Annotated in this window: 21 protein-coding genes; 18 read left to right on the forward strand and 3 right to left on the reverse strand. The window is 38.6% G+C overall.

Annotation, left to right across the window (positions count from 1 at the left end):
* Nucleotides 1-1,503 carry a spore germination protein gene (locus tag ACFSBH_RS10420; protein ID WP_251512124.1) on the reverse strand — a complete coding sequence of 501 codons (1,503 nt, stop codon included), beginning with the start codon at nt 1,501-1,503 and terminating at the stop codon, nt 1-3.
* A 222-nt stretch (nt 1,504-1,725) separates the two neighbouring features.
* Between ACFSBH_RS10420 and ACFSBH_RS10425 the strand changes: the two genes are divergently transcribed.
* The 7 genes from ACFSBH_RS10425 to ACFSBH_RS10455 all read left to right on the forward strand — a co-directional run bounded on the left by ACFSBH_RS10425 (nt 1,726) and on the right by ACFSBH_RS10455 (nt 9,482).
* On the forward strand, nt 1,726-1,977 hold the full coding sequence (locus ACFSBH_RS10425) for a hypothetical protein (protein ID WP_251512122.1): 252 nt from the start codon (nt 1,726-1,728) through the stop codon (nt 1,975-1,977).
* A 321-nt stretch (nt 1,978-2,298) separates the two neighbouring features.
* Nucleotides 2,299-4,050: an ABC transporter ATP-binding protein gene (locus tag ACFSBH_RS10430; RefSeq protein ID WP_379597398.1), complete on the forward strand. Its 1,752-nt coding sequence runs from the start codon at nt 2,299-2,301 to the stop codon at nt 4,048-4,050.
* On the forward strand, nt 4,047-6,083 hold the full coding sequence (locus ACFSBH_RS10435; protein WP_251512117.1) for an ABC transporter ATP-binding protein: 2,037 nt from the start codon (nt 4,047-4,049) through the stop codon (nt 6,081-6,083). Before ACFSBH_RS10430 ends, ACFSBH_RS10435 begins: the two co-directional genes overlap by 4 nt.
* Before the next feature lie 11 nt (nt 6,084-6,094).
* Nucleotides 6,095-6,916, forward strand: coding sequence for a S1 family peptidase (locus tag ACFSBH_RS10440; protein WP_251512115.1), 822 nt, complete (start codon nt 6,095-6,097; stop codon nt 6,914-6,916).
* Between the two features lie 74 nt (nt 6,917-6,990).
* Complete coding sequence (locus ACFSBH_RS10445; RefSeq protein WP_251512111.1) at nt 6,991-7,731, forward strand: PRC-barrel domain-containing protein; 741 nt, start codon at nt 6,991-6,993, stop codon at nt 7,729-7,731.
* A 264-nt stretch (nt 7,732-7,995) separates the two neighbouring features.
* A complete protein-coding gene (gene sigI, locus ACFSBH_RS10450; RefSeq protein ID WP_251512109.1) occupies nt 7,996-8,724 on the forward strand; it encodes an RNA polymerase sigma-I factor in 729 nt (242 codons plus the stop codon).
* A complete protein-coding gene (locus ACFSBH_RS10455) occupies nt 8,724-9,482 on the forward strand; it encodes an anti-sigma-I factor RsgI family protein (RefSeq protein ID WP_251512107.1) in 759 nt (252 codons plus the stop codon). Before sigI ends, ACFSBH_RS10455 begins: the two co-directional genes overlap by 1 nt.
* 33 nt (nt 9,483-9,515) lie before the next feature.
* On the opposite strand, the gene ACFSBH_RS10460 is transcribed toward ACFSBH_RS10455, so the two are convergent.
* The gene (locus ACFSBH_RS10460; RefSeq protein WP_251512104.1) at nt 9,516-9,749 is read right to left on the reverse strand and encodes a YhdB family protein; all 234 of its coding nucleotides are present in this window, start codon (nt 9,747-9,749) and stop codon (nt 9,516-9,518) included.
* A gap of 166 nt (nt 9,750-9,915) precedes the next feature.
* Between ACFSBH_RS10460 and ACFSBH_RS10465 the strand changes: the two genes are divergently transcribed.
* From ACFSBH_RS10465 to ACFSBH_RS10500, 8 genes are all read left to right on the forward strand, one after another.
* Nucleotides 9,916-10,566: a YhcN/YlaJ family sporulation lipoprotein gene (locus ACFSBH_RS10465; RefSeq protein ID WP_251512102.1), complete on the forward strand. Its 651-nt coding sequence runs from the start codon at nt 9,916-9,918 to the stop codon at nt 10,564-10,566.
* A gap of 122 nt (nt 10,567-10,688) precedes the next feature.
* On the forward strand, nt 10,689-11,156 hold the full coding sequence (locus tag ACFSBH_RS10470) for an S-ribosylhomocysteine lyase (RefSeq protein ID WP_251512100.1): 468 nt from the start codon (nt 10,689-10,691) through the stop codon (nt 11,154-11,156).
* Nucleotides 11,157-11,253: 97 nt separating this feature from the next.
* Nucleotides 11,254-12,624, forward strand: coding sequence for a dipeptidase (locus tag ACFSBH_RS10475; RefSeq protein ID WP_251512097.1), 1,371 nt, complete (start codon nt 11,254-11,256; stop codon nt 12,622-12,624).
* A gap of 22 nt (nt 12,625-12,646) precedes the next feature.
* A complete protein-coding gene (locus ACFSBH_RS10480; protein ID WP_251512095.1) occupies nt 12,647-13,420 on the forward strand; it encodes a (S)-benzoin forming benzil reductase in 774 nt (257 codons plus the stop codon).
* Between the two features lie 80 nt (nt 13,421-13,500).
* A complete protein-coding gene (locus tag ACFSBH_RS10485) occupies nt 13,501-13,626 on the forward strand; it encodes a YjcZ family sporulation protein (protein ID WP_251512093.1) in 126 nt (41 codons plus the stop codon).
* Between the two features lie 195 nt (nt 13,627-13,821).
* Nucleotides 13,822-14,577 (forward strand): type I methionyl aminopeptidase, encoded by a 756-nt coding sequence (gene map / locus ACFSBH_RS10490; RefSeq protein WP_251512092.1) that lies wholly within the window; start codon nt 13,822-13,824, stop codon nt 14,575-14,577.
* Between the two features lie 356 nt (nt 14,578-14,933).
* On the forward strand, nt 14,934-15,662 hold the full coding sequence (locus tag ACFSBH_RS10495; protein ID WP_379597405.1) for an AzlC family ABC transporter permease: 729 nt from the start codon (nt 14,934-14,936) through the stop codon (nt 15,660-15,662).
* A complete protein-coding gene (locus tag ACFSBH_RS10500; protein WP_251512086.1) occupies nt 15,659-15,952 on the forward strand; it encodes an AzlD domain-containing protein in 294 nt (97 codons plus the stop codon). The genes ACFSBH_RS10495 and ACFSBH_RS10500 overlap by 4 nt, the downstream gene beginning before the upstream one ends.
* Here ACFSBH_RS10500 and ACFSBH_RS10505 read toward each other — a convergent pair.
* Complete coding sequence (locus ACFSBH_RS10505) at nt 15,942-16,814, reverse strand: cation diffusion facilitator family transporter (RefSeq protein ID WP_251512084.1); 873 nt, start codon at nt 16,812-16,814, stop codon at nt 15,942-15,944. The genes ACFSBH_RS10500 and ACFSBH_RS10505 overlap by 11 nt on opposite strands.
* A 241-nt stretch (nt 16,815-17,055) precedes the next feature.
* Here ACFSBH_RS10505 and ACFSBH_RS10510 point away from each other — a divergent pair, with 241 nt between their 5' ends.
* From ACFSBH_RS10510 to ACFSBH_RS10520, 3 genes are all read left to right on the forward strand, one after another.
* Nucleotides 17,056-17,289, forward strand: coding sequence for an IDEAL domain-containing protein (locus ACFSBH_RS10510; protein ID WP_251512082.1), 234 nt, complete (start codon nt 17,056-17,058; stop codon nt 17,287-17,289).
* A 142-nt stretch (nt 17,290-17,431) separates the two neighbouring features.
* A complete protein-coding gene (locus ACFSBH_RS10515) occupies nt 17,432-18,907 on the forward strand; it encodes a methyl-accepting chemotaxis protein (protein ID WP_379597408.1) in 1,476 nt (491 codons plus the stop codon).
* Nucleotides 18,908-19,013: 106 nt separating this feature from the next.
* The gene (locus ACFSBH_RS10520; protein ID WP_465264474.1) at nt 19,014-20,255 is read left to right on the forward strand and encodes an MFS transporter; all 1,242 of its coding nucleotides are present in this window, start codon (nt 19,014-19,016) and stop codon (nt 20,253-20,255) included.
* Nucleotides 20,256-20,277 lie beyond the last annotated feature (22 nt).

Consider the following 20,277-nt stretch of genomic DNA (forward strand, 5'->3'; position numbering starts at 1 on the left):
CTACTTTTCATTATCTTTTTTCACCGTTGCTTTATTTTTCCCGTAAGTATGTTTATCCTTAAGTCTGTAGGATAAAAAGCGTCTACCTTGTTTCTGCTCCGGCAGACGGAAAAATACTTTATTAAAATCAGCTAACCTCAATGGATATAATGGAGTTAGATATGGTCTGCCAAGTGATTCTAAACGAACAAGGTGAATGACTAATAAGCATATACCAAACATGATTCCGATTATCCCATACATACTAGCAAATATAATCAATGGAAATCGGACAAATCGGAGTGTATTCCCCATAACATAATTGGGTGTCGAGAAGGACGCCAAGGCACTTAGTGTAACTAAGATAATCAGAATATTACTGGTGATTCCGGCTTGAACAGCTGCTGTACCGACAACAACACCACCAACAATACCAATTGTTTGACCTACTTTAGTAGGCAGTCTCGCTCCCGCTTCCCGGAGGAGTTCGATGACCAATTCAATAATGATTACTTCAAGAATTGGTGGAAAAGGAACCGCTGCCCGCGATTGACCGATGGACATGAGAAGTTGTGATGGAATCAGTTCATAATGAAAAGTAGTTGCAGCGACATACATCGGCGTCAACATCAAGGTAACGAATGCAGCAAGAAATCGTAGAGAAAGAATAAAGCTGCTCAGATTCCAATGAAAATAGCGATCCTCCGTCGATTCGAAAAAACTAAAAAAAGTAGAAGGGGCAACCATAGCCAGTGGACTACCCTCAACAAGTACAATAATTTTTCCTTCCTTTACGGCGTAGGTCGCTCGGTCGACCAATTCAGTTGCAACGTATTGAGGAAAGACGGAAGTGGAGTTATCGAGAATATATTGTTTTAACATATGAATATCTTCAATCATATCCACTTTAAGGTCATTCAGGCGTTGCCGCATGGTATTGACATCTGTTTCGTTTGCAACTGATTTTAGATAAATAATCCTCGCTTCTTTCGGATTCCGTTCGCCTACCATTATTTTTTCCCGTGCTAGATCCGGAGTGTTTAATCGCCAGCTGATTACGTTTAAATTGCTTTGCATTGATTCTGTAAAGGCTAGCTGGGGACCTATGACAATCGCTTCTGTTTCAGCCCTTTCGAGGGCACGTTTTTCACTTTTTGACAGTTTATAAGTGATGAGCTGTTTATCTTGTTCTAAATATAAAAAAACTTCACCCTTATTTAAACCATTAACTGTATCTTCCAATTTTGTAGTCGTTTTACCTGATGCAAGTGGTATTCCACTTAATATGGTATCAGTTGACCAATCGGACTCCATGGATAGTAACGGATTTAAGAGACTTTCTTCTAGTTTTGTGTGATCAATGAGAAATGGGATATAAAATACCGCAATTTGTTTTTCATTCTGCTGATATGTAGTGTAATTCAAGTCTTGGCTGTTGATAACGAGGGATTCCACTTTGTTTTTTAGTTGATCTACACTCATAGGAAGTGCAGACTTTCCATTATTTTTCTTTGCTGGTCGCATAATTACCCCACCTAAGGTTTGTATATTTCATAGTATGGATTAGACATGAAAAAATATCCTGCTTCTTTATTATATTTCGACGATATAAGAGAAAATATGCCAAAAAGTATTAGCTAAAGAAGTAAGAAAGTATAGGTCAACTTTTCTAAAAATTTAAAATAAGTGCTTGTATTACTATACGGAGTACTGTATGATAGGGGAAAGAAAATAAGGGGTGAGAAGATGAAGAGTAGAATTGTTCGAAATTGTCGATTGTGTCAGGATTTATTGGTTGATAGTCCCTTTATGTTATGTGCGACATGCTTGCATGATAGCGAACAAGTATGGAATTTCATCAGGAAAAACCCTTTTGTATCTGTTCATGATATTGTTGTAGCTACTAGAATTGAATATTTGAAAGTAGAACGGATGATTAATTATGGTAATAAACGGAATCAGCGTTCAACAATTGAAAATAAATCGAACTCCAGTTAAAAATAATATTCCATGAAGAATAGTTCATATGAGCTATTCTTTTTTTGTGTGAAAAATATAAAAGTGATTGACAAATATATTCAAAATACTATAATTATTAAGGTATCTTAATTTTCGTTCAGGAGGAGGTCATGAAGATGAATTCATTAGTTGTATATTCATTAAATAAAATATCAAATGTGACCTTTATTTGTAGCATAGAGTGAAGGTCACTCTAAAGACGTGTGGCCGTATTTTTTTATGTATATTATTGATTTCTGACACACGAGTCGATAGACACGTGTGTTTTTTATTCGGGGAATTTAGAGAGTGGGTGGAAAGATGTTTCAAGTATTTAAGAAACTGGATTGGTTTTTCAAGTTTTATTGGAAACGTTATATGTTTGCAATTATTGCGCTCTGTACAGCGAGTGCGATCGGTTTAATTCCTCCAAAGATAATAGGTTATACGATTGACCAGATTCAATACGAAACATTAACTTGGGAGAGTTTACAATTCATCATCCTTCTATATTTAGCACTTATCGTCATCCATTATACGATTTCATATTTATGGGATTATACGTTATTCGGTGGTGCGGTCATTTTGGAGAAATGGTTGCGTACAAAGTTAATGACGCATTTTCTTAAAATGACTCCAACTTTTTTCGGTAAGTATCGAACTGGTGACTTGATGGCAAGGGCAACCAACGATTTAAAAGCAATTAGTCAAACAGCTGGATTTGGGGTTCTGACTCTCGTTGATTCCAGTATTTTCATGATTATGATTATCGGTATGATGGGCTTTACGATTAGTTGGCAATTGACATTGGCCGCTCTTCTGCCATTGCCTATCATGGCGGTTGTCATGAATAAATACGGCTCTGCCATTCATTCTCGGTTCATGAAGGCTCAAGACGCGTTTGGAAATATGAATAATGAAGTGCTTGAATCTATTCGCGGTGTACGTGTCATCCGGGCGTTTGTTCAAGAGGAGCAAGAATTGAATCGGTTTGACAAGATGACAGAAGACGTTTATCTCAAAAATATGGAAGTGACAAAAATTGATGCTTTATTTGAACCGACGATTAAAATCCTCGTTGGGCTTTCTTATACGATTGGATTAGGATATGGAGCTTTTCTCGTTTTTGAGAACAAGATGACGTTAGGTGACTTGGTTACATTTAATGTTTACTTAGGAATGTTGATCTGGCCAATGTTCGCTGTTGGTGAACTGATTAATATACTACAGCGTGGGAATGCCTCACTTGATCGGATTGAGGACACGATGAGTTATAAAGCGGATGTCCAGAATCCTGAACAGGGGAAACAGCTGCGCGGTGTGGATGCGATTGATTTCAATCAAGTGACGTTTTCCTATCCGGGGACAGAGTACAATCAGTTGAAATCTATAGAATTGCATGTGAAAAAGGGAGAAACGATTGGTGTTGTTGGAAAAACAGGAGCAGGAAAAACAACTTTATTTAAATTGATGTTGAGACAATATTCAGGAATGAAGGGCAGTATCATTTTTTCTGGTATTCCTATAGAGCAGCTGGAGTTAGCGGAGCTTCGCAATTGGATTGGTTATGTCCCGCAGGATCAGATGATGTTTTCAAAAACGATTCGTGAAAATATCCAATATGGGAAAGAAGATGCGACGGATGAGGAGATTTATCGCATATTAGATTTAGCCCATTTTCTTGATGATATAAAACAACTTCCCGACGGGTTGGATACCCAAGTTGGTGAAAGTGGAATTACATTGTCGGGTGGTCAGAAGCAGCGGGTAGCATTGGCGCGGGCTTTTATTAAGGATCCCGAAATATTAATTCTGGATGACTCCTTATCCGCTGTAGATGGAAAGACGGAAGCCATGATCATCCAACATTTGCGGGAAGAAAGAAAAAATAAAACGACGTTTATTGCAGCTCATCGGTTATCAGCGGTAACACATGCTGATCAAATTATTGTCCTTGACAATGGAAAAATAACCGAGCAAGGAACCCATGAAGAGCTGTTAAAACAAAATGGCTGGTACAAGGAACAATATGAACAGCAGCAGTTGGAGCGACTGGGGGATAGCGGAGCATGAAAAAGAAATCAACAGAAAGAAGACTATTTCAATACGCGCTTCATTATAAAAAAGGGATTTTTATAGGATTGATTTGTTTAGCAATTGCCGTAACGTTAGAGCTTGCTGGCCCATTTATAGCTAAAACAGTAATTGATGATCATATTTTGGGCGTGGAGGGCTACTGGCAGGAAGTAGTGGAGGATAACGATCGTTATACGATTGCTTATGATGACAAGTATTATAAACGAGTCGACCGTTTGTTGCAAACAGATGAAGTGGTTGGAGAACCACACACCTTAATGCAAGTTGGTACATCCTATTACATGATTGATGATCAAGCGCCGCTCTCTGGTGTTAGGGAAGTGGGGGATAGCCAGATCAGTATTGAATTCGGTGAGGATGTTCTTACTTACGATGCAATAAAATTAAACCTTCAAGAAATGTATGCGTTTTTTGAACCGGAACAACGCCCCATCATCCTGCTCTTAGTATTATATATGGTACTTCTGCTTATAGCCGGTGTGTTTAAATTTTTTGAGACGTATCTCTTGCAGCAAGCCTCCAATCAAATCATTAAAAAGATGCGTATGGATTTGTTTGCACAAACCCAACGTATTCCGATCAATTACTTCATTGATAGGCCAGCTGGAACGATTGTTTCCCGGATAACGAATGATACAGAAGCAATTCGTGACCTGTATGAACGTGTATTATCGATAATTGTATCGAGTATAGTGTATATGACAGGGATTTTCATCGCTTTGTTCATTTTGGATGCTCGACTTGCAGCAATGTGTTTAATTTTAATACCTGTCATCTTTTTATGGATGAAAGGTTATCAATATTTTGGAACGAAATATAACACTGTCATTCGTGCAACAATCAGTGATATTAATGGGAAGATCAATGAAGCAATTCAAGGCATGCCAATTATCCAGGCTTTCAATCGAGAAAAAAGTACACAAGATGAATTCGAAGAGCTCAATGAGCGGCATTTTACGTATCAAAGGAAGCTAGTTCGTTTGAGCGCATTAACTTCTTATAATTTAGTAACAGTGTTAAGGAATATTACCTTTGTTGGTTTCATTTGGTATTTTGGTTCGGGTTCACTCAATCTGACGAGTATAATTTCCATCGGGATGCTTTACGCTTTTGTGGATTATATTACCCGTCTATTTGAACCTGTAACAGATATTGTTAATCAGTTGCCGCTTATTGAACAGGCACGTGTGGCAGGCCACCGTGTATTTGAACTGATGAATCATAAAGGAGAAGCTATCCAGAACAGTAAAATCAACCGATATCGTGGACACGTGGTTTTTGATCAGGTGACGTTTTCTTATAACGGTGAAGATGATGTGTTGAAGGATATTTCATTTGAAGTGAAACCTGGTGAAACTGCAGCCTTTGTCGGCCATACAGGCTCAGGGAAAAGTTCAATCATGAACCTGCTGTTCCGATTTTACGACCCACAAAAAGGTAACATCACCATTGATGGCTATTCCACAAAAGAATTATCCAGACAGCAAGTACGAAGCCATATGGGAATAGTACTTCAAGATCCGTTTTTATTTACGGGAACGATACTCTCGAATGTCACGATGAATGACCCAGCCATTTCCAGAGAAAGAGCGATTAAAGCTTTAGAAGCCGTTGGTGCAACAGGATTTATTAAAAGATTGCCTAAGGGTTATGATGAAATCGTCACCGAGGGTGGGAGCACATTTTCACTGGGTGAAAGGCAGTTGATTTCTTTTGCTCGAGCCCTTGCATTCGATCCGGCAATCTTAATATTAGATGAAGCGACAGCGAATATGGACACAGAAACGGAAAGTGTGATTCAGCATGCACTGGAGGTGCTCCAAAAAAACCGTACTACGCTGGTCATTGCCCATCGTCTATCAACGATTCAAGACGCAGATCGCATTATTGTACTTGAACGTGGAACTATCAAAGAACGCGGTAATCATGATACACTAATTGAAGAAAAAGGTTTGTATTATCAAATGTATCAGATGCAACAAGGTAGAGTTCGGGCAAGTGTCTCATAGGCGGGGTGCGTATGGAGAATAAAGAAAAGAATGAAAAAAAGACTGATGTCATTGATGAAGATTTATATGAAGAAATTGATGAAGAAGAACTATATGAATTAGTAGAGGAAGAGCGTCAAAAAGCAATTCAGCGTGCGAAAGAAAGAAAAGAGGCGACGACGAAGCGTCCGTTTCCTAAGTGGATTTTTTGGGTGATTGCATTTGCGATGTTGTTTAATGTAATTGCCTTACTTCCACAAACCTTTTCAATTCCAGCAATTGATTTTTTAATTACGTCGACTCGATTATCTCAGCAAGAAGAAATACAAGAGTATAAAGAAGCGGTAGTAGTTATTGAAACAGGTGACAGTAAAGGAACAGGCTTCTCGATCCATGAGGACGGAACGATTATTACGAATCACCATGTTATCAAAGGGGAGGAAAGTGTAACGGTTGCATTTCCCGAAGAAGGACTTTATCAAGGGAAGGTAGTCGCAGAATATCCCGATATTGATTTGGCAATTGTTGAAACAAATGGTGAAAACTTGCCATACTTGACGTTAGCAGAAACAAGTGATTTTACAGAGGATGAAAAAATTAATTTTATCGGTAATCCGCTTCGTTTTAATGGTATAGCCAACGAAGGGACAATTATTGGCTATACCGAATTATCAAGTTGGAAGAAGCCGGTTTTAATGATTCAAGCGCCTGTTTACCGAGGAAACAGCGGAAGTCCAATTATTAATAAAGATGGTAAAGTGATTGGTGTCATTTTCGCCACGTTGAATCATGATATACATGGAAAAGTGGGTCTATTCGTTCCGATTGACTACTTTTTCGAATACAACGATTAGTTTATCCGCTTTCCATAGGGGGTATGGAATCTGTAAAACAAACATGCCTAGGGAACTTTATGGAGGTGGAATCGATGTATTATTTTACATCTCAGTTGCTTACTTATAACATCGATGCGACAGATGGAGAAATGGGTAAAGTGAAGGACTTGTATATGGATGATCATGCGTGGAAAATCCGTTATGCTATTGTGGATACAAGAAAGTGGTTGCCGGAGCGCAAGGTACTTCTTCCACCGAGTGCTTTTAAAGGAATTAATCCAGAGAATGAAACCATTGAAGTGGAGTATGATAAAAACACCATTAAAAATAGTCCTGCTGTTCCTGAAAATACAGATTTGACGAGGGAACATGAAAATCAGCTTATGAACTATTTCGGTTGGACGCGTTATTGGCCGAATGATGTATTGGTGGGCAATGAGCATCGGGCATTAGGGGTATTCCATGATGAGCAAGATCCCCAACGCAGAGAGCAAATTCCTAATGAAATCGAAGAGGAGCGGGAAATATTGCTCCATCAACATGGTAGTAGCCTGCGAAGCCATGAGGAAATCATGAATGCGCGGGTACATGGTAAGGATGGCAAGCTTGGTAAAGTAGTTGATTTTGTCCATGATGAAGACTGGAATGTGAAGTTTATCGTTGTAACAAGTCTAGAATTGACGAAGAAAGATTTTTATTTTTATCCAATGCGGCAAATCACCTCGATTGATTGGTATGAAGGTGATGTTTACCTTGATGAAACGCTCATCAATTTTGAAAGTAAGCTCGCTTTCTCTACGAAAGAAGATATATTAGTGAATTTTCATTCATAAAACACAGGAACCTATCCGGGTTCCTGTGTTTTTATTTGTTGCGGGAGCGGAACATTTGATTGGTAATATACTTTTAATCTTAATGTAAACCGCGTGAGATAGTTAAACGTTAAGATAAGAGGAGTATAAATAGAAAATTGCCGATAACAGAGAAAAAGGATGGGGAATGGATGAGACATATAAAGATAAGTACCAAACAATTTATACATACACCCATAAAAAAGGATATAAAATCGAAAATTATAGTAGCTGGAGGTGTTACACATGAAAGTGTATAACCAGCTGGAGCAAACCCCTATCGAAGAGCTCGTATTACAAGTTCAACAGGGGGATGAAGAGAAGCATGACTATTTGCTGACTTCATACCAACCATTTATGATTAGTGTTATTTCCCAGGTTTGCAAACGTTATATTGATCCCAGACAGGATGATGAGTTCAGTATCGGACTATCTGCGTTTAACGATGCAATATTTTTGTATTGCCCAACAAAAGGTTGTTCTTTTCTTTCTTTTGCTAAGTTGATTGTCAGCAGAAAAGTCATTGATTATATTCGTTATAATTCAAAAAGGCAAAATGACTTGTCGTTTGATACGTTTTACGACGAAGAAACGATGGAGAATCCTGCTGAAGTTTCAGCAGTCATTGAACAATATCAAGATGAGCAAGATGCAATCAATCGACGGGAAGAAACGTTGGAATATCGCAAAAAACTTAAAGAGTTTAATTTATCTCTTCTGGAACTTACTGAAGTCGCTCCTAAACATCGCGATTCTCGAGAGACCGCAGTGCGTATCGCAAGGATGTTGAACGAGGATGATGAATTAAAACAATATGTACTCGCAAAGAAAAAATTACCAATTAAAAAATTAGAAAAACGAGTATCAGTCAGTAAAAAAACAATTGAAAGAAATAGAAAATATATATTAGCCATGTTTATTGTTTTGCAAGGGAACTTTACATATCTTAAGGAATATTTGAAGGAGGTGGGTTAGTGAAAAAGGGTATCATAATGGAAGTACGGTCCAAGTATGTCATCGTGCTTACTGCAGATGGCTCCTTTGAAAAAGCAGTTGTTGCTGATCATGATGCTACTATAGGCAAAGAAGTTCGATACGAACCGTATGTTTCCAGACCCCAATTTCCCTCCAAATTTTCAATTCAAGCTAAGTTCCTCGTGATTGCCACTGTGTTGGCTTTCTTTATAGTTACCACCATAAACTTAATCGAAGACACTGAGACGTACGCTTATGTAAATGTTGAAATCAACCCAAGTTTTGAGATCAAAGTCAACCGGGATTTGGAAGTTCATGAAGTAACTGCATTAAATAAAGAAGCTGAACCATTGGCTCGAGAGCTGAATCAATCAGAAAAAACATTAAAGGAAATGTTGAATGATATTATCAGTAGCTGTGAAAGCGAAGAGATGATAAAGCAAGGTAAACGGGCCTTGATTGGTGTAAGTTATGCGGACCATCAAGAAGGCGGAATAACGAACAGTATTAAGGAGTATTTCCAATCATATAATACGGATTGGCAAGTCGTGACATTCCGAGTACCCGGTGAAGTGAGAGAACAGGCCGTGGAGAATAGAACATCCATGAACAAGCAATTTGCATCAATCATTCAATCAGGTGATGAAAAAATCCTGGAAAATATCGGGATTGATGAAGAGAAAAGGGAAATGATTCACGCTTTTTACGATACAACTACAAAGCCTAAAGAAATGATCATAGAAGTTGATATAAATTAAATGCCTGGCACTTATAGGGGTGCCAGGCATTATTTATACTTCCATTGTGGTTATGTTGTCTTGCTGCATCGCATGATCTATATAATAAAGCAGTTGATCATGTGACTTCATAATTTTATCCTCATCCAAAGAGTAATGGTAGGCATTTAAGAACTTTTCAATCCTCTTCGATAATAAATCATCATTTGTTCGCACCATTAATATCAATAATTCATCCCATTGTCCCCATAGCGTATAATAAAGTGCCTTGTCATAATCAGGAATCATTTTTCTCCTCCTAACTAGAAACCGTTATTTGTATTGTTCCCAGTTCATCAATTCCCTCCCGCTTACAAATATGGTCTCTATTCCAAAAAAAGGATTACATTCAAAAAGCATATTCTCATCCGTGAGTAACATAATAAAGGCAAATAGTTAAGGAGGTTATTTACGGATGAGAGTTAAGTTATTGAGCATTTTAGCTGTACTTTTGATTACTTTAATGGCCTGTCAAGGAAATGATGATGCACAAAGAGGTACGAATAATCCTAACATTGACCCGACGACAAATCGTAATACAGGTGATGGTATTTTTAATAATGACCAGGATTATATGATCGGGCGAGATGCGAACGACCGTGGATATGGTCGTGACAACCATATGAATCAAAATCGCAACGGTGACAACGTAAATTCCCGTTATTCAATAGGCGAAGAGGCTGCAGACAGAATTGAGGAAGAAATAGATGAAATCGATAACGCATATGTTGTAACGACAGAAAATAATGCCTATGTCGCTGCCGAATTGGATGACGACACGAATCGTAACGAACAAGGAAACCAAACAAATAACAGAGATACCAATAACGGAAATAACCATTTTGGTGATGACGAAATTTCTAATGAATTAAAAGAACGCATTGCCGAAGTTGTCCGTTCTGTCGATAATGATATTGAAAATGTATATGTATCCACAAACCCAGATTTCGTTGGTTTGTTCGATAATTATGCAGATGAAGCAGAAGATGGGCGGCCAATAGCTGGATTTTTTGATCAATTTGAGATTATGATTGAAAGAATATTTCCGGAGAACGCAGGTAGATAAAGTTTTCTAAGCATGCTGATAGCAATATCAGCATGCTATTTTTATTTTTCATGCTGGATGGTTGGAGGAGATTACAAAAATAGTGTATGATTTAGGGTAAAGATGAGTTTGAAAAGGGAGAGATGAATGTGACAAAAAAAATGAATGTCGAAAGTTTTAATCTCGATCATACGAAAGTAAAAGCTCCGTATATTCGCCTTGCAAGTGTTTCTGAGGGAGAGAAAGGCGACAAGGTTTATAAATATGATATTCGTTTTAAGCAACCGAATAAAGAGCATATGAAAATGGATGCACTTCATTCAATTGAACACCTTATGGCAGAAAATATCCGTAACCATGAAAAGAATGTGCTTGATCTCAGTCCGATGGGATGCCAAACAGGCTTCTACCTTTCCATAATTAATGAAACAACTGAAGAAAAAGTAATGGATATTATGGAGAAGACATTACAAGATGTTTTAGAGGCAGATGAAGTACCAGCTTGTAATGAAGTCCAATGTGGCTGGGCGGCTAACCATAGTTTAGAAGGTGCTAAAGAAATCGCTAAGGATATGCTGGCAAAACGTGATGAATGGCACGAAGTATTTTAATAATGATATAAAGAAATACTTAATAAAGATATAAAGATATAAAGAAGTACAGGGACGGAGCATATGGCCCCGTCCCACTTTTTAAGGAGGAATGACATTGAGCGAAAAGGCGATCGACTATTTAAAAGAAAATAGAGACGAATTACTTGAGAAGTTGAATGAATTTTTATCTATACCAAGTATCAGCACGGACTCTACATATAAACAAGATGTTGAGAAGGCAGCGGATTTTCTTGTTACTTATTTGCAGGAACTATCCTTTGAAAAGGTTACCAAACAAGAAACAGCTGGTCACCCGTTAGTTTATGCTGAATACAATGGTGCAGGCGAGGATGCTCCGACTGTGCTATTTTATGGTCATTATGATGTACAACCAGTCGATCCAATCGATCAGTGGGAAAGTGATCCATTTAAGCCGGAAGTACGTAATGGAAGGCTTTATGCCCGTGGAGCAAGTGATGATAAAGGACAAGTATTCATGCATCTTGCTGTATTTGAAGCATACTTGAAGACCGAAGGAAAACTCCCGATTAATGTGAAGGTTTGTATAGAAGGTGAAGAGGAAATTGGGAGTGAAAATTTATATGATATCCTGCTTCAACAAAAAGAAAAGTTCCAAGCTGACTTTGCCGTCATTTCCGATTCAGGTATGGTTGCTAAAAATCAACCGACTATCTTATACGGCTTGAAGGGCTTTACGGGAATTGAGATTACAGTGACTGGTCCGGACCATGACCTTCACTCCGGTATGTATGGTGGTGCAGTTCGGAACCCAATTATGGCACTCAGTCATATACTATCATCAATGAAAGATAATGATGAAGTCATTACAGTAGATGGTTTTTATGATGATGTGGAGCCGATTACGGATGCAGAACGAAAATTAATCAAGAAGGCTCCTAGTGAAGATTATGTCCAATCTACTGGTATTACAGAAACCGTTTCGGAAAAAGGCTATACACCAGCAGAACATACAATGGGCCGTCCAACGTTCGAGGTAAATGGAATGTATGGAGGCTATCAAGGAGAAGGTACGAAAACAATTATACCTTCTGAAGCAACTGCTAAAATCACATGTCGTCTAGTTCCAGGTCAAGACCCTGAGAAAATCCAGCAATTACTGGAGGACCATGTCAACAAACATGCTCCGAGTGGTGTTTCTGTGAAAGTGAAAAAAGAGAAACTTTCAGCGAAGGCCTATAAAGTAGAGCCAAATCATCCGCTTATTCAAAAAGCAGCCGAAAGCTATACGAAAAGTTTTGGCAAGGAAACGGTTTTTGTCCGCATGGGTGGATCAATCCCTGTAGTGGAATGGATTGATTCTATCTATGATATGCCAATTGTTTTACTGGGCTTTGGAACACCGGAAGATCGTCTCCATTCACCAAATGAAAGCTTTCCACTAGACAGCTTTGATAAAGGAATGGAAACTCTTGTTTACTATTGGGATATGGTTAAACAGGTTTAACTATTGTTAGGGGGAATGTAGCTTGGCGAACCTTGCAGTGATAACTGGGGTTTCGAGGGGGCTTGGTGCATCACTGGCAAAGCTTCTATTAGAATCCGGTATAGATGTCATTGGAATTTCACGAAGAGATAATAAGCAATTAACTACGCTCGCAGCAGAAAACAATCAGTTTTATAAACATTTTTCTTGTGATTTATCAAATATTCCAGAGTTGGAAAAAACAATTACCACTATTCATGACGAAATCAAAGCACTCCACGAGGAACAAGAAATTGAAGTCATTTATCTGTTGAATAATGCTGGGGTAGTGAATCCTATTCATCAAGCACATCATATCAAGAGCGAAGAGCTGATCAACCATGTAACAATCAATACGATTGCTCCTATGGTGTTGACTGGTCAGTTTTTAAAACAACAAGAAAAACATGGGATTCCTGTCATTGTGGCTAATGTAAGTTCTGGAGCTGCTGAAAGGGCAATTTACGGCTGGAGCGCCTATTGTTCAACGAAAGCAAGCTTGAATATGTACTCTAAAACAGTGGCATTGGAACAAGAACAACTCGGTACGGAGAATAAAATTATCGCATTCAGCCCAGGTATTATGGATACCCAAATGCAAAATGAAATACGCTCTTCTTCAAAAGAGCAATTTGCCGAGGTTGAAACGTTCAAAGATTACAAAACGAATGATTCATTGAGGAATACCGATATCGTTGCTGGTGTACTCATTGATATCATCACAGATGAAGATGTGAAAAATGGAAAAATCTACTATGTAAATAACTATATAGGGTAAAAAATTATCAGGCATTCGCCCTCCCATTTTCGATAAGCCTGCATACATTATTGTAGTCTTGAAAATAGGGAGGGAATGCTATGAGCAAAGGAAATGAAGGAAGATTCGGAGGAGGCTTTGCACTCCTAGTAGTACTTTTTATCTTGTTAATCATCATAGGAACAGCATACGGAAACAACTATGGTGGAGGATATGGATACTATTAATAAAGTTAAACAAAATTCATAAGACGAGAAACCATGTGAAGTTTCATATGGTTTTTCTTTTTTTTGTGCATAGATTATTCCAAGTGGTGTTACAACTGAAACAGATGCCAATTTATGATAAACTATAGAATGGTACCCAACATCATTAACAATCGTTTCAAATATATATAGTAAAAACGAAAGGTAGGCTTTTTAATGATAACAAGAAAGAGTGATCGTGAAATAGCACAAATGCAAGCAGCTGCTGATGTGTTAGTTGCATGCCATAAGGAAATTGCAAAAATGATAAAACCAGGAATTACAACAATGGAGATAGATGCTTTTGCAGAGGAGTTTATGAGAAAGCATGGAGCAACTCCTGAGCAAAAGGGATATAATGGTTATCCATATGCTACTTGTGCTTCCATTAACGATGAGATTTGCCATGGTTTTCCTAGAGATGAGCAATTAAAAGATGGTGACATTGTAACAATTGATATGGTTGTTAATTTAAACGGAGGACTTGCGGACTCAGCTTGGACTTATGCAGTTGGTAATGTTGATGAAGCTGGTTTACGTTTAATGGAAGTGACAAAAAAATCATTATATAAGGGAATCGAACAGGCTCAGGTTGGAAATCGTATTGGTGATATTGGACATGCAATTCAGACGTATGCTGAAGGAGAAGGCTTCTCAGTTGTCCGCGATTTTACCGGCCACGGAATTGGTCCAACTATCCATGAGGATCCACATGTTCCTCACTTCGGTTTACCAAACAAAGGGTTACGCTTGAAAGAGGGTATGGTTATCACAATCGAACCCATGATCAACGAAGGTACGTGGGAGAGCCAGATGGATACAAATAATTGGACAGCACGTACAATCGATAAAAGCCGTTCAGCGCAATATGAACACCAAATCGTAATTACAAAAGATGGCCCACTTATACTGACGGATCAAGATAAAGAGTAATAATAACTAATAGGACTGCCAGCTTGTTAAAAGCAGGCAGTTTTTTTAATTTCTGAATTAGGATTGGGTACATATTTGGAAAATTTGAGTTTGTAACTTTCCCTTAAGGCATGGTGTGGGAGTGGTTTTGGTCCAATAAAAGGTGTTTCCTGACCGCGTGTTGTGCCCCTGGCTTCGGTTAAATATACAGCTGCTTAATATCCCGGATAAATGCTGCAAATCCGAAATCAGTCAAATAAAACAGATAGAAGTAGGAAGGCTTGAACTACACCTATAATTAATAGCCGACTACCTTCCTAATTTTCACTAAATAGTATATAATAAGTACAATTTTAGTTTGAATCGGGGGGAATGAGATGGATCAGGCTGTTTCTAGGGAGAAAGAGTCTCAAGCAATACATATGTTGAGAAAAGGTTTGGCGACTGGCTTTCCAATTATGCTTGGTTACTTGCCAATTGCCCTTACATACGGAGTGTTAGCAAGGCAAACAGGATTGTCTCTCGTCGAATTGACGATGATGAGCGGTTTGGTTTATGCGGGGGCGAGTCAATTTATGGCTGTCAATATGATTGCTGTCAGTGCAAGTGCGATGGAGATTATCATTGCAACATTTGTGTTGAACTTCAGGCATTTTGTAATGAGTTTGTCCTTTATGAATCGTTTAAGGAATGTCGAGCGGAAGTGGAGGCTGCCGTTGTCTTTAGGGTTGACGGATGAATCATTTGCTGTATCAGCTTTCCACCCTAAAGAAGCAAATCAAAAAAATGGTGCATATTTTTACTTGGGTATTTTTGTGATGGCCTATTTCTCCTGGGTATCAGGTTCATTGCTTGGTGGAGTGTTGGGGGATGTCATTCCTGCTAATTTAAGCCAAAGTATGGGGATTGCCCTTTATGCGATGTTTATCGGTTTGCTGGTTCCTTCTGTTAAAAAGAATCTAAGAGTAGGATTAATTGCTGTCATCGCAATGTTGATCAACTTTGCTTGTGTTGAAATCGGTATGAGTTCGGGTTGGGCCATCGTTGTAGGTACGATTTTAGGAGGCGCAGCGGGGATCTTTTTATTGAAGGAGGAAGTGGAATGATTATACTGACGATTATTGGTATGTCCCTTGCAACTATGATCCCGCGAATTATTCCAGGATTCCTCGTGGATAAACTTCAGTTCAGGCCGTGGGTTAATCGCTGGCTGAACGCGATTCCTTATGCAGCATTAGGTGCATTGATTTTTCCGGGAATATTATCCGTCATTCCTGAGCAACCGTTTATTGGAATAATAGGCGGTCTAGTTGCAATTGTACTGGCTTATTTTGGTCTTAATGTCGTACTTGTTGTATTGGGTTCCATTTTGGCTGTATTTTTACTTACGATCTAAAATAAGGTTCGATATGGATATGAGCATGGGTAACACCATGCTTTTTTCCTATCTCTTTTTCAATCCATTCTGTAATTCGATGGCTGTCTTCAACGGTCAATTCAGCATCGACAAGAATGGTAAGTTCTAGTAATGCTTGACTACCATGTACTCTCCCTTTCAAATCAACGACTTCCTCCACTCCAGAAACTTCTTCAACACTTTCTTTAATTAAAGATAATTCTTCTTCATCAAATGCATCGGTAAGTGTTAAGGTGGCATCACGGAAAATGTCAAAGGCTGTTTTACAAATGATGATGCCGACAATCGTTCCAGTCAAGGGATCGAGCCAATATAATCCGAACTGTGCTCCGATAATACCGATAAAAGCTCCACCACTGACTAAAGCATCGGAACGATTGTCTTGAGCTACCGCAAACAAAGCTTGGCTATTTAATTTTTGGGATAGTCTTTTGTTATAGAGGTATACGAGGAGCATCACTCCAGCAGAACCAAGTGCTGTCCAGGCGGTTAATATATTTGGTTCAGCCGTTTCAAAGTAAATAATATTTCTAATTGTGTCATAAATGACTTGAATTCCAATAAACATCATTATAAAAGCAGCGAATAATGATGCAATTGTTTCTGCCCGATAATGTCCGTACCGGTGATTCTCATCTGCTGGTTTTTGGGAAATTCGTAAACCAACCAATACTGCAATCGAGGCGATGACGTCTGTTGTATTGTTTAACCCATCTGCCTGTAATGCAAGTGAATTGCCCCAGTTTGCTATGATTATTTTTATAATTGCTAAGCTCAGATAGGTGAAAATGCTTAACCAGGCACCTTTCTCAGCTAAGCGTAAATTGTCTGCATGATTCATTTCATATCCTCCATATTTCTTTCGGTTTCCATAGTTTATCAAAAGCTAATCGTGTGGGTCCAGAGAAAAAGATACGCTCATAGTAATCAGTCTTGGCCGTTGTGAAGGATGTTTCGTCAAGTAAACAAATAAGGAAAGCTCTTTTCCAGAACTGGGGAAGTGAAAGGTTCCTAAAAATAATGTGTTGCTTTTATTCGGAAAATTTAGGATAATGATAAAAAGGGTAAAGGGGGCAATTCCAATGAAGAAAGAGAAAGTCTCTCTCATATTTTTTCGATATACTGGAAAGCCGATCCATGCAAAAAAAGAGATTCCTTTTGAGATGAGTATGTTGGCACGTTTACAATTGGATGTCATCTGCTTCAAGTACAACCGGTGTAAATTAGAAGAAGCCATCAACGAATCTCTGCAAAAGAAAGACAAAGAATCGTTTCGTAGAATTAGTGAGCAGTATAAAGAATATATTTGGAAGTAATGGAGGTTTTCCTTCATTCTCTTGATTATGCGATATAACTATCGGGCCGATGATTGGTCCGATAGTTGACGTGCGGATTCTCCCCCCATACCTATGAAAAATATTTACATTATCTTTGCAATGATCTTGCGGGGAGGTAATTATGAATAAAGAAATCTTCATTAAAATGCAGCACCAAGTGTTATTGTACTTATTAATTTTTTCTCTAGTCCTAGGGTTGGGTGCTGAATGGATAGTAGGTGCGCCAATCGGAAACATTTTGGCAATGATGACAGGTGGAGTTGTTGGGATTTCTACCATTGTCATACTGCATTACCGGCAACAATACATCCAGCTGATACCATATATTGCAATCATTGCTGTCAGTGGGATTGCACTTGTTGTCATGTTAAGTTCGAGCTATGTAACAAATATTTTATTCGTCTTTTATTTACTAGTTGTAGCAGCGATGGCATTGTCACGAACTGTCCTTATTACAAGTGGAGTATTGGGTATTTTTTTACTAACTTTCTTTGTATATACGAAAGGGCAGGCAATTGGGCTGGATGCCAGAGCGACGGCAATTACCCTGGTGTTTTTTACGTTGGTATTCTTCGTTCTGTTTATTATCGTAAGAAATACCCGCAGATTATTAACTCATTTGGAAGAATCTCTGCAGCAGAGTGAAATGACGTCAGATCAATTAAAAAATCAGCAGCAAATTATCCAGAATAAGGTGAAGATGGTCAACCAGCAAACAGATGAAGCGAAGGAGACCGGTGATGAAAATAGAAAAAGCATTCACCGGATGCTTGAAGCTTTTAATGATATTCATCTGGCGACAGAAGCTCAATCGGAAGCTGCCCAAAGTATAACTGTGACGCAAGAAAAGAATCATCAACTTATTGAAAAGATGCTTCAATCTTTCGAGCGGAGTAAGCAAGATGGCGAGGGGTTAAAGGATTTGTCATTAAAAGGACAAGTCCAGGTGGAAGGTTTAGCTGAGCTGATGGGAAGTTTCCAGCAATCATTTGACCGGCTTATTGAAAAAATGGGAAACCTGGTCAAGGATATTCAAGACAATAATCAATATACGAAAACAATAAAAGATATTGCAGCCCAGACAAATCTTTTGGCATTGAATGCCAGTATTGAAGCAGCTCGTGCAGGAGAGGCGGGAGCAGGTTTTGCAGTTGTGGCCGCTGAAGTGCGCAAGCTTGCGGAAGTCTCTGAAAAGGCAGCGAGCAGCATATCCAATAATCTGGTTGAAGTAGAGGAACATGCTCTTGTAACACAAGAAGAATTACATAAAAATAAAAAAGAACTAATGGAAAACACGTCAAAAACAGAAACAGCCAAACAGAACTTTATTGAAATTACGGAACAAATAATTTCCTATATCCATTACTTGGAGTACTTGGAGCGGCAAGGAAAAGAAATTAGAAAGTCCACTGAAGTCATCGATCAGGCTGTCATGCAATTAGCGGCACATATTGAAGAAACGAATGCAACAACGATAGATCTCGTTTCCCTTGTTGATACAGCAAGCGGACAGATGGACGGTATGTTGTCGATTATTGAACAAACAAATAAGACGGCAGCAAGTCTAGAGGATTCTAGCTATAACCATGTAAAATAACTGTAAATCTTTTGCTGGAATTTACCGAGTACCTCGTATATTTGGTAAGCTTGCTTTAGAAGGGGGAGAGATATTGGAAAATAAGAAAAAGTTACAAAGAAGCTGGATGATGTATGACTTTGGTAATTCCGCTTTTGCAACGACCATCATGGCTGCAGTCCTCCCAGTCTACTATGCAAACGTTGCAGCAAGTGGATTGGAAGAAGGTCTGGCAACAAGTTATTGGGGCTACTCTCAATCCATATCAGTATTACTTATTGCTATTCTCGCGCCGATCCTAGGAGCAATCAGCGACTTTTCTGCAGCTAAAAAGAAATTCCTGCAATTTTTTGCGTTCATGGGTATTATTGCGAGTATATTATTAGCTTTTGTCGGTGAAGGCGATTATATATTAGCCTCTATATTATTTATCGTCGGTTCTATAGGTTTCTCGGGTGGAAATATATTTTATGATGGATTCTTGCCTGAAGTTGCTGATAAGGACGAGATGGATAGAGTCTCTTCCGGTGGCTATGCTTATGGTTATATCGGAGGAGGAATCCTCTTAACGATAAATATCTTAATGATTTTGAATCCTCAATGGTTCGGCTTGCCAAATACAGTAGCGGCAACACAGTTATCATTTGCAACAGTCGGTATCTGGTGGCTCGTCTTTTCTATACCTTTATTAAAAAATATAAAGGAAGAGAAAAAAGTTGAAATTAAAAGGGATAAATCTTATATTGCCATCGGTTTCTCTCGGGTAGGGAACACCTTTCGTGAAATAAAACAGTATAAACAAGCATTGATTTTTCTACTTGCATTTTGGTTGTATAATGATGGGATTTCTACAATCATGCGGATGGCAACGATTTATGGAGCGGAAATTGGAATTGCGGGCAATGATTTGATTGTTGCGCTGTTGATCACCCAGTTTGTCGGTATTCCGTTCACTTTCTTCTTTGGCTGGCTAGCCTCTAAAATAACAGCCAAGCGGGCGTTGTCCATTACATTACTGACATATATGGTCATTACGATTCTCGGATACTTCATGACATCCGCTATCCATTTTTATGTATTAGCCATTGCAGTGGGAATGGTACAAGGTGGTGCCCAGTCACTAAGTCGGTCTATTTTTGGGCGTATGATTCCTGAAAATAAGCATGCGGAATTCTTTGGTTTCTACGGTATTTCGTCCAAGTTTGCTGCGATGTTCGGACCTTTCCTGTTTGCCTTTATCGGACAAATTACTGGTAATAGCAGATTCGGAATCATTTCTCTTATTTTCTTCTTTATAGCAGGTTTGATCATTTTAAGATTCGTCGATGTAGAAAAAGGGATAGAGGAAGCTCAGCGGCAATCAGGATGATTTGGAAGTGTGGAAGTGAAGC

The organism is Oceanobacillus luteolus (assembly GCF_042678205.1).
GTDB lineage: Bacteria > Bacillota > Bacilli > Bacillales > Amphibacillaceae > Oceanobacillus > Oceanobacillus luteolus.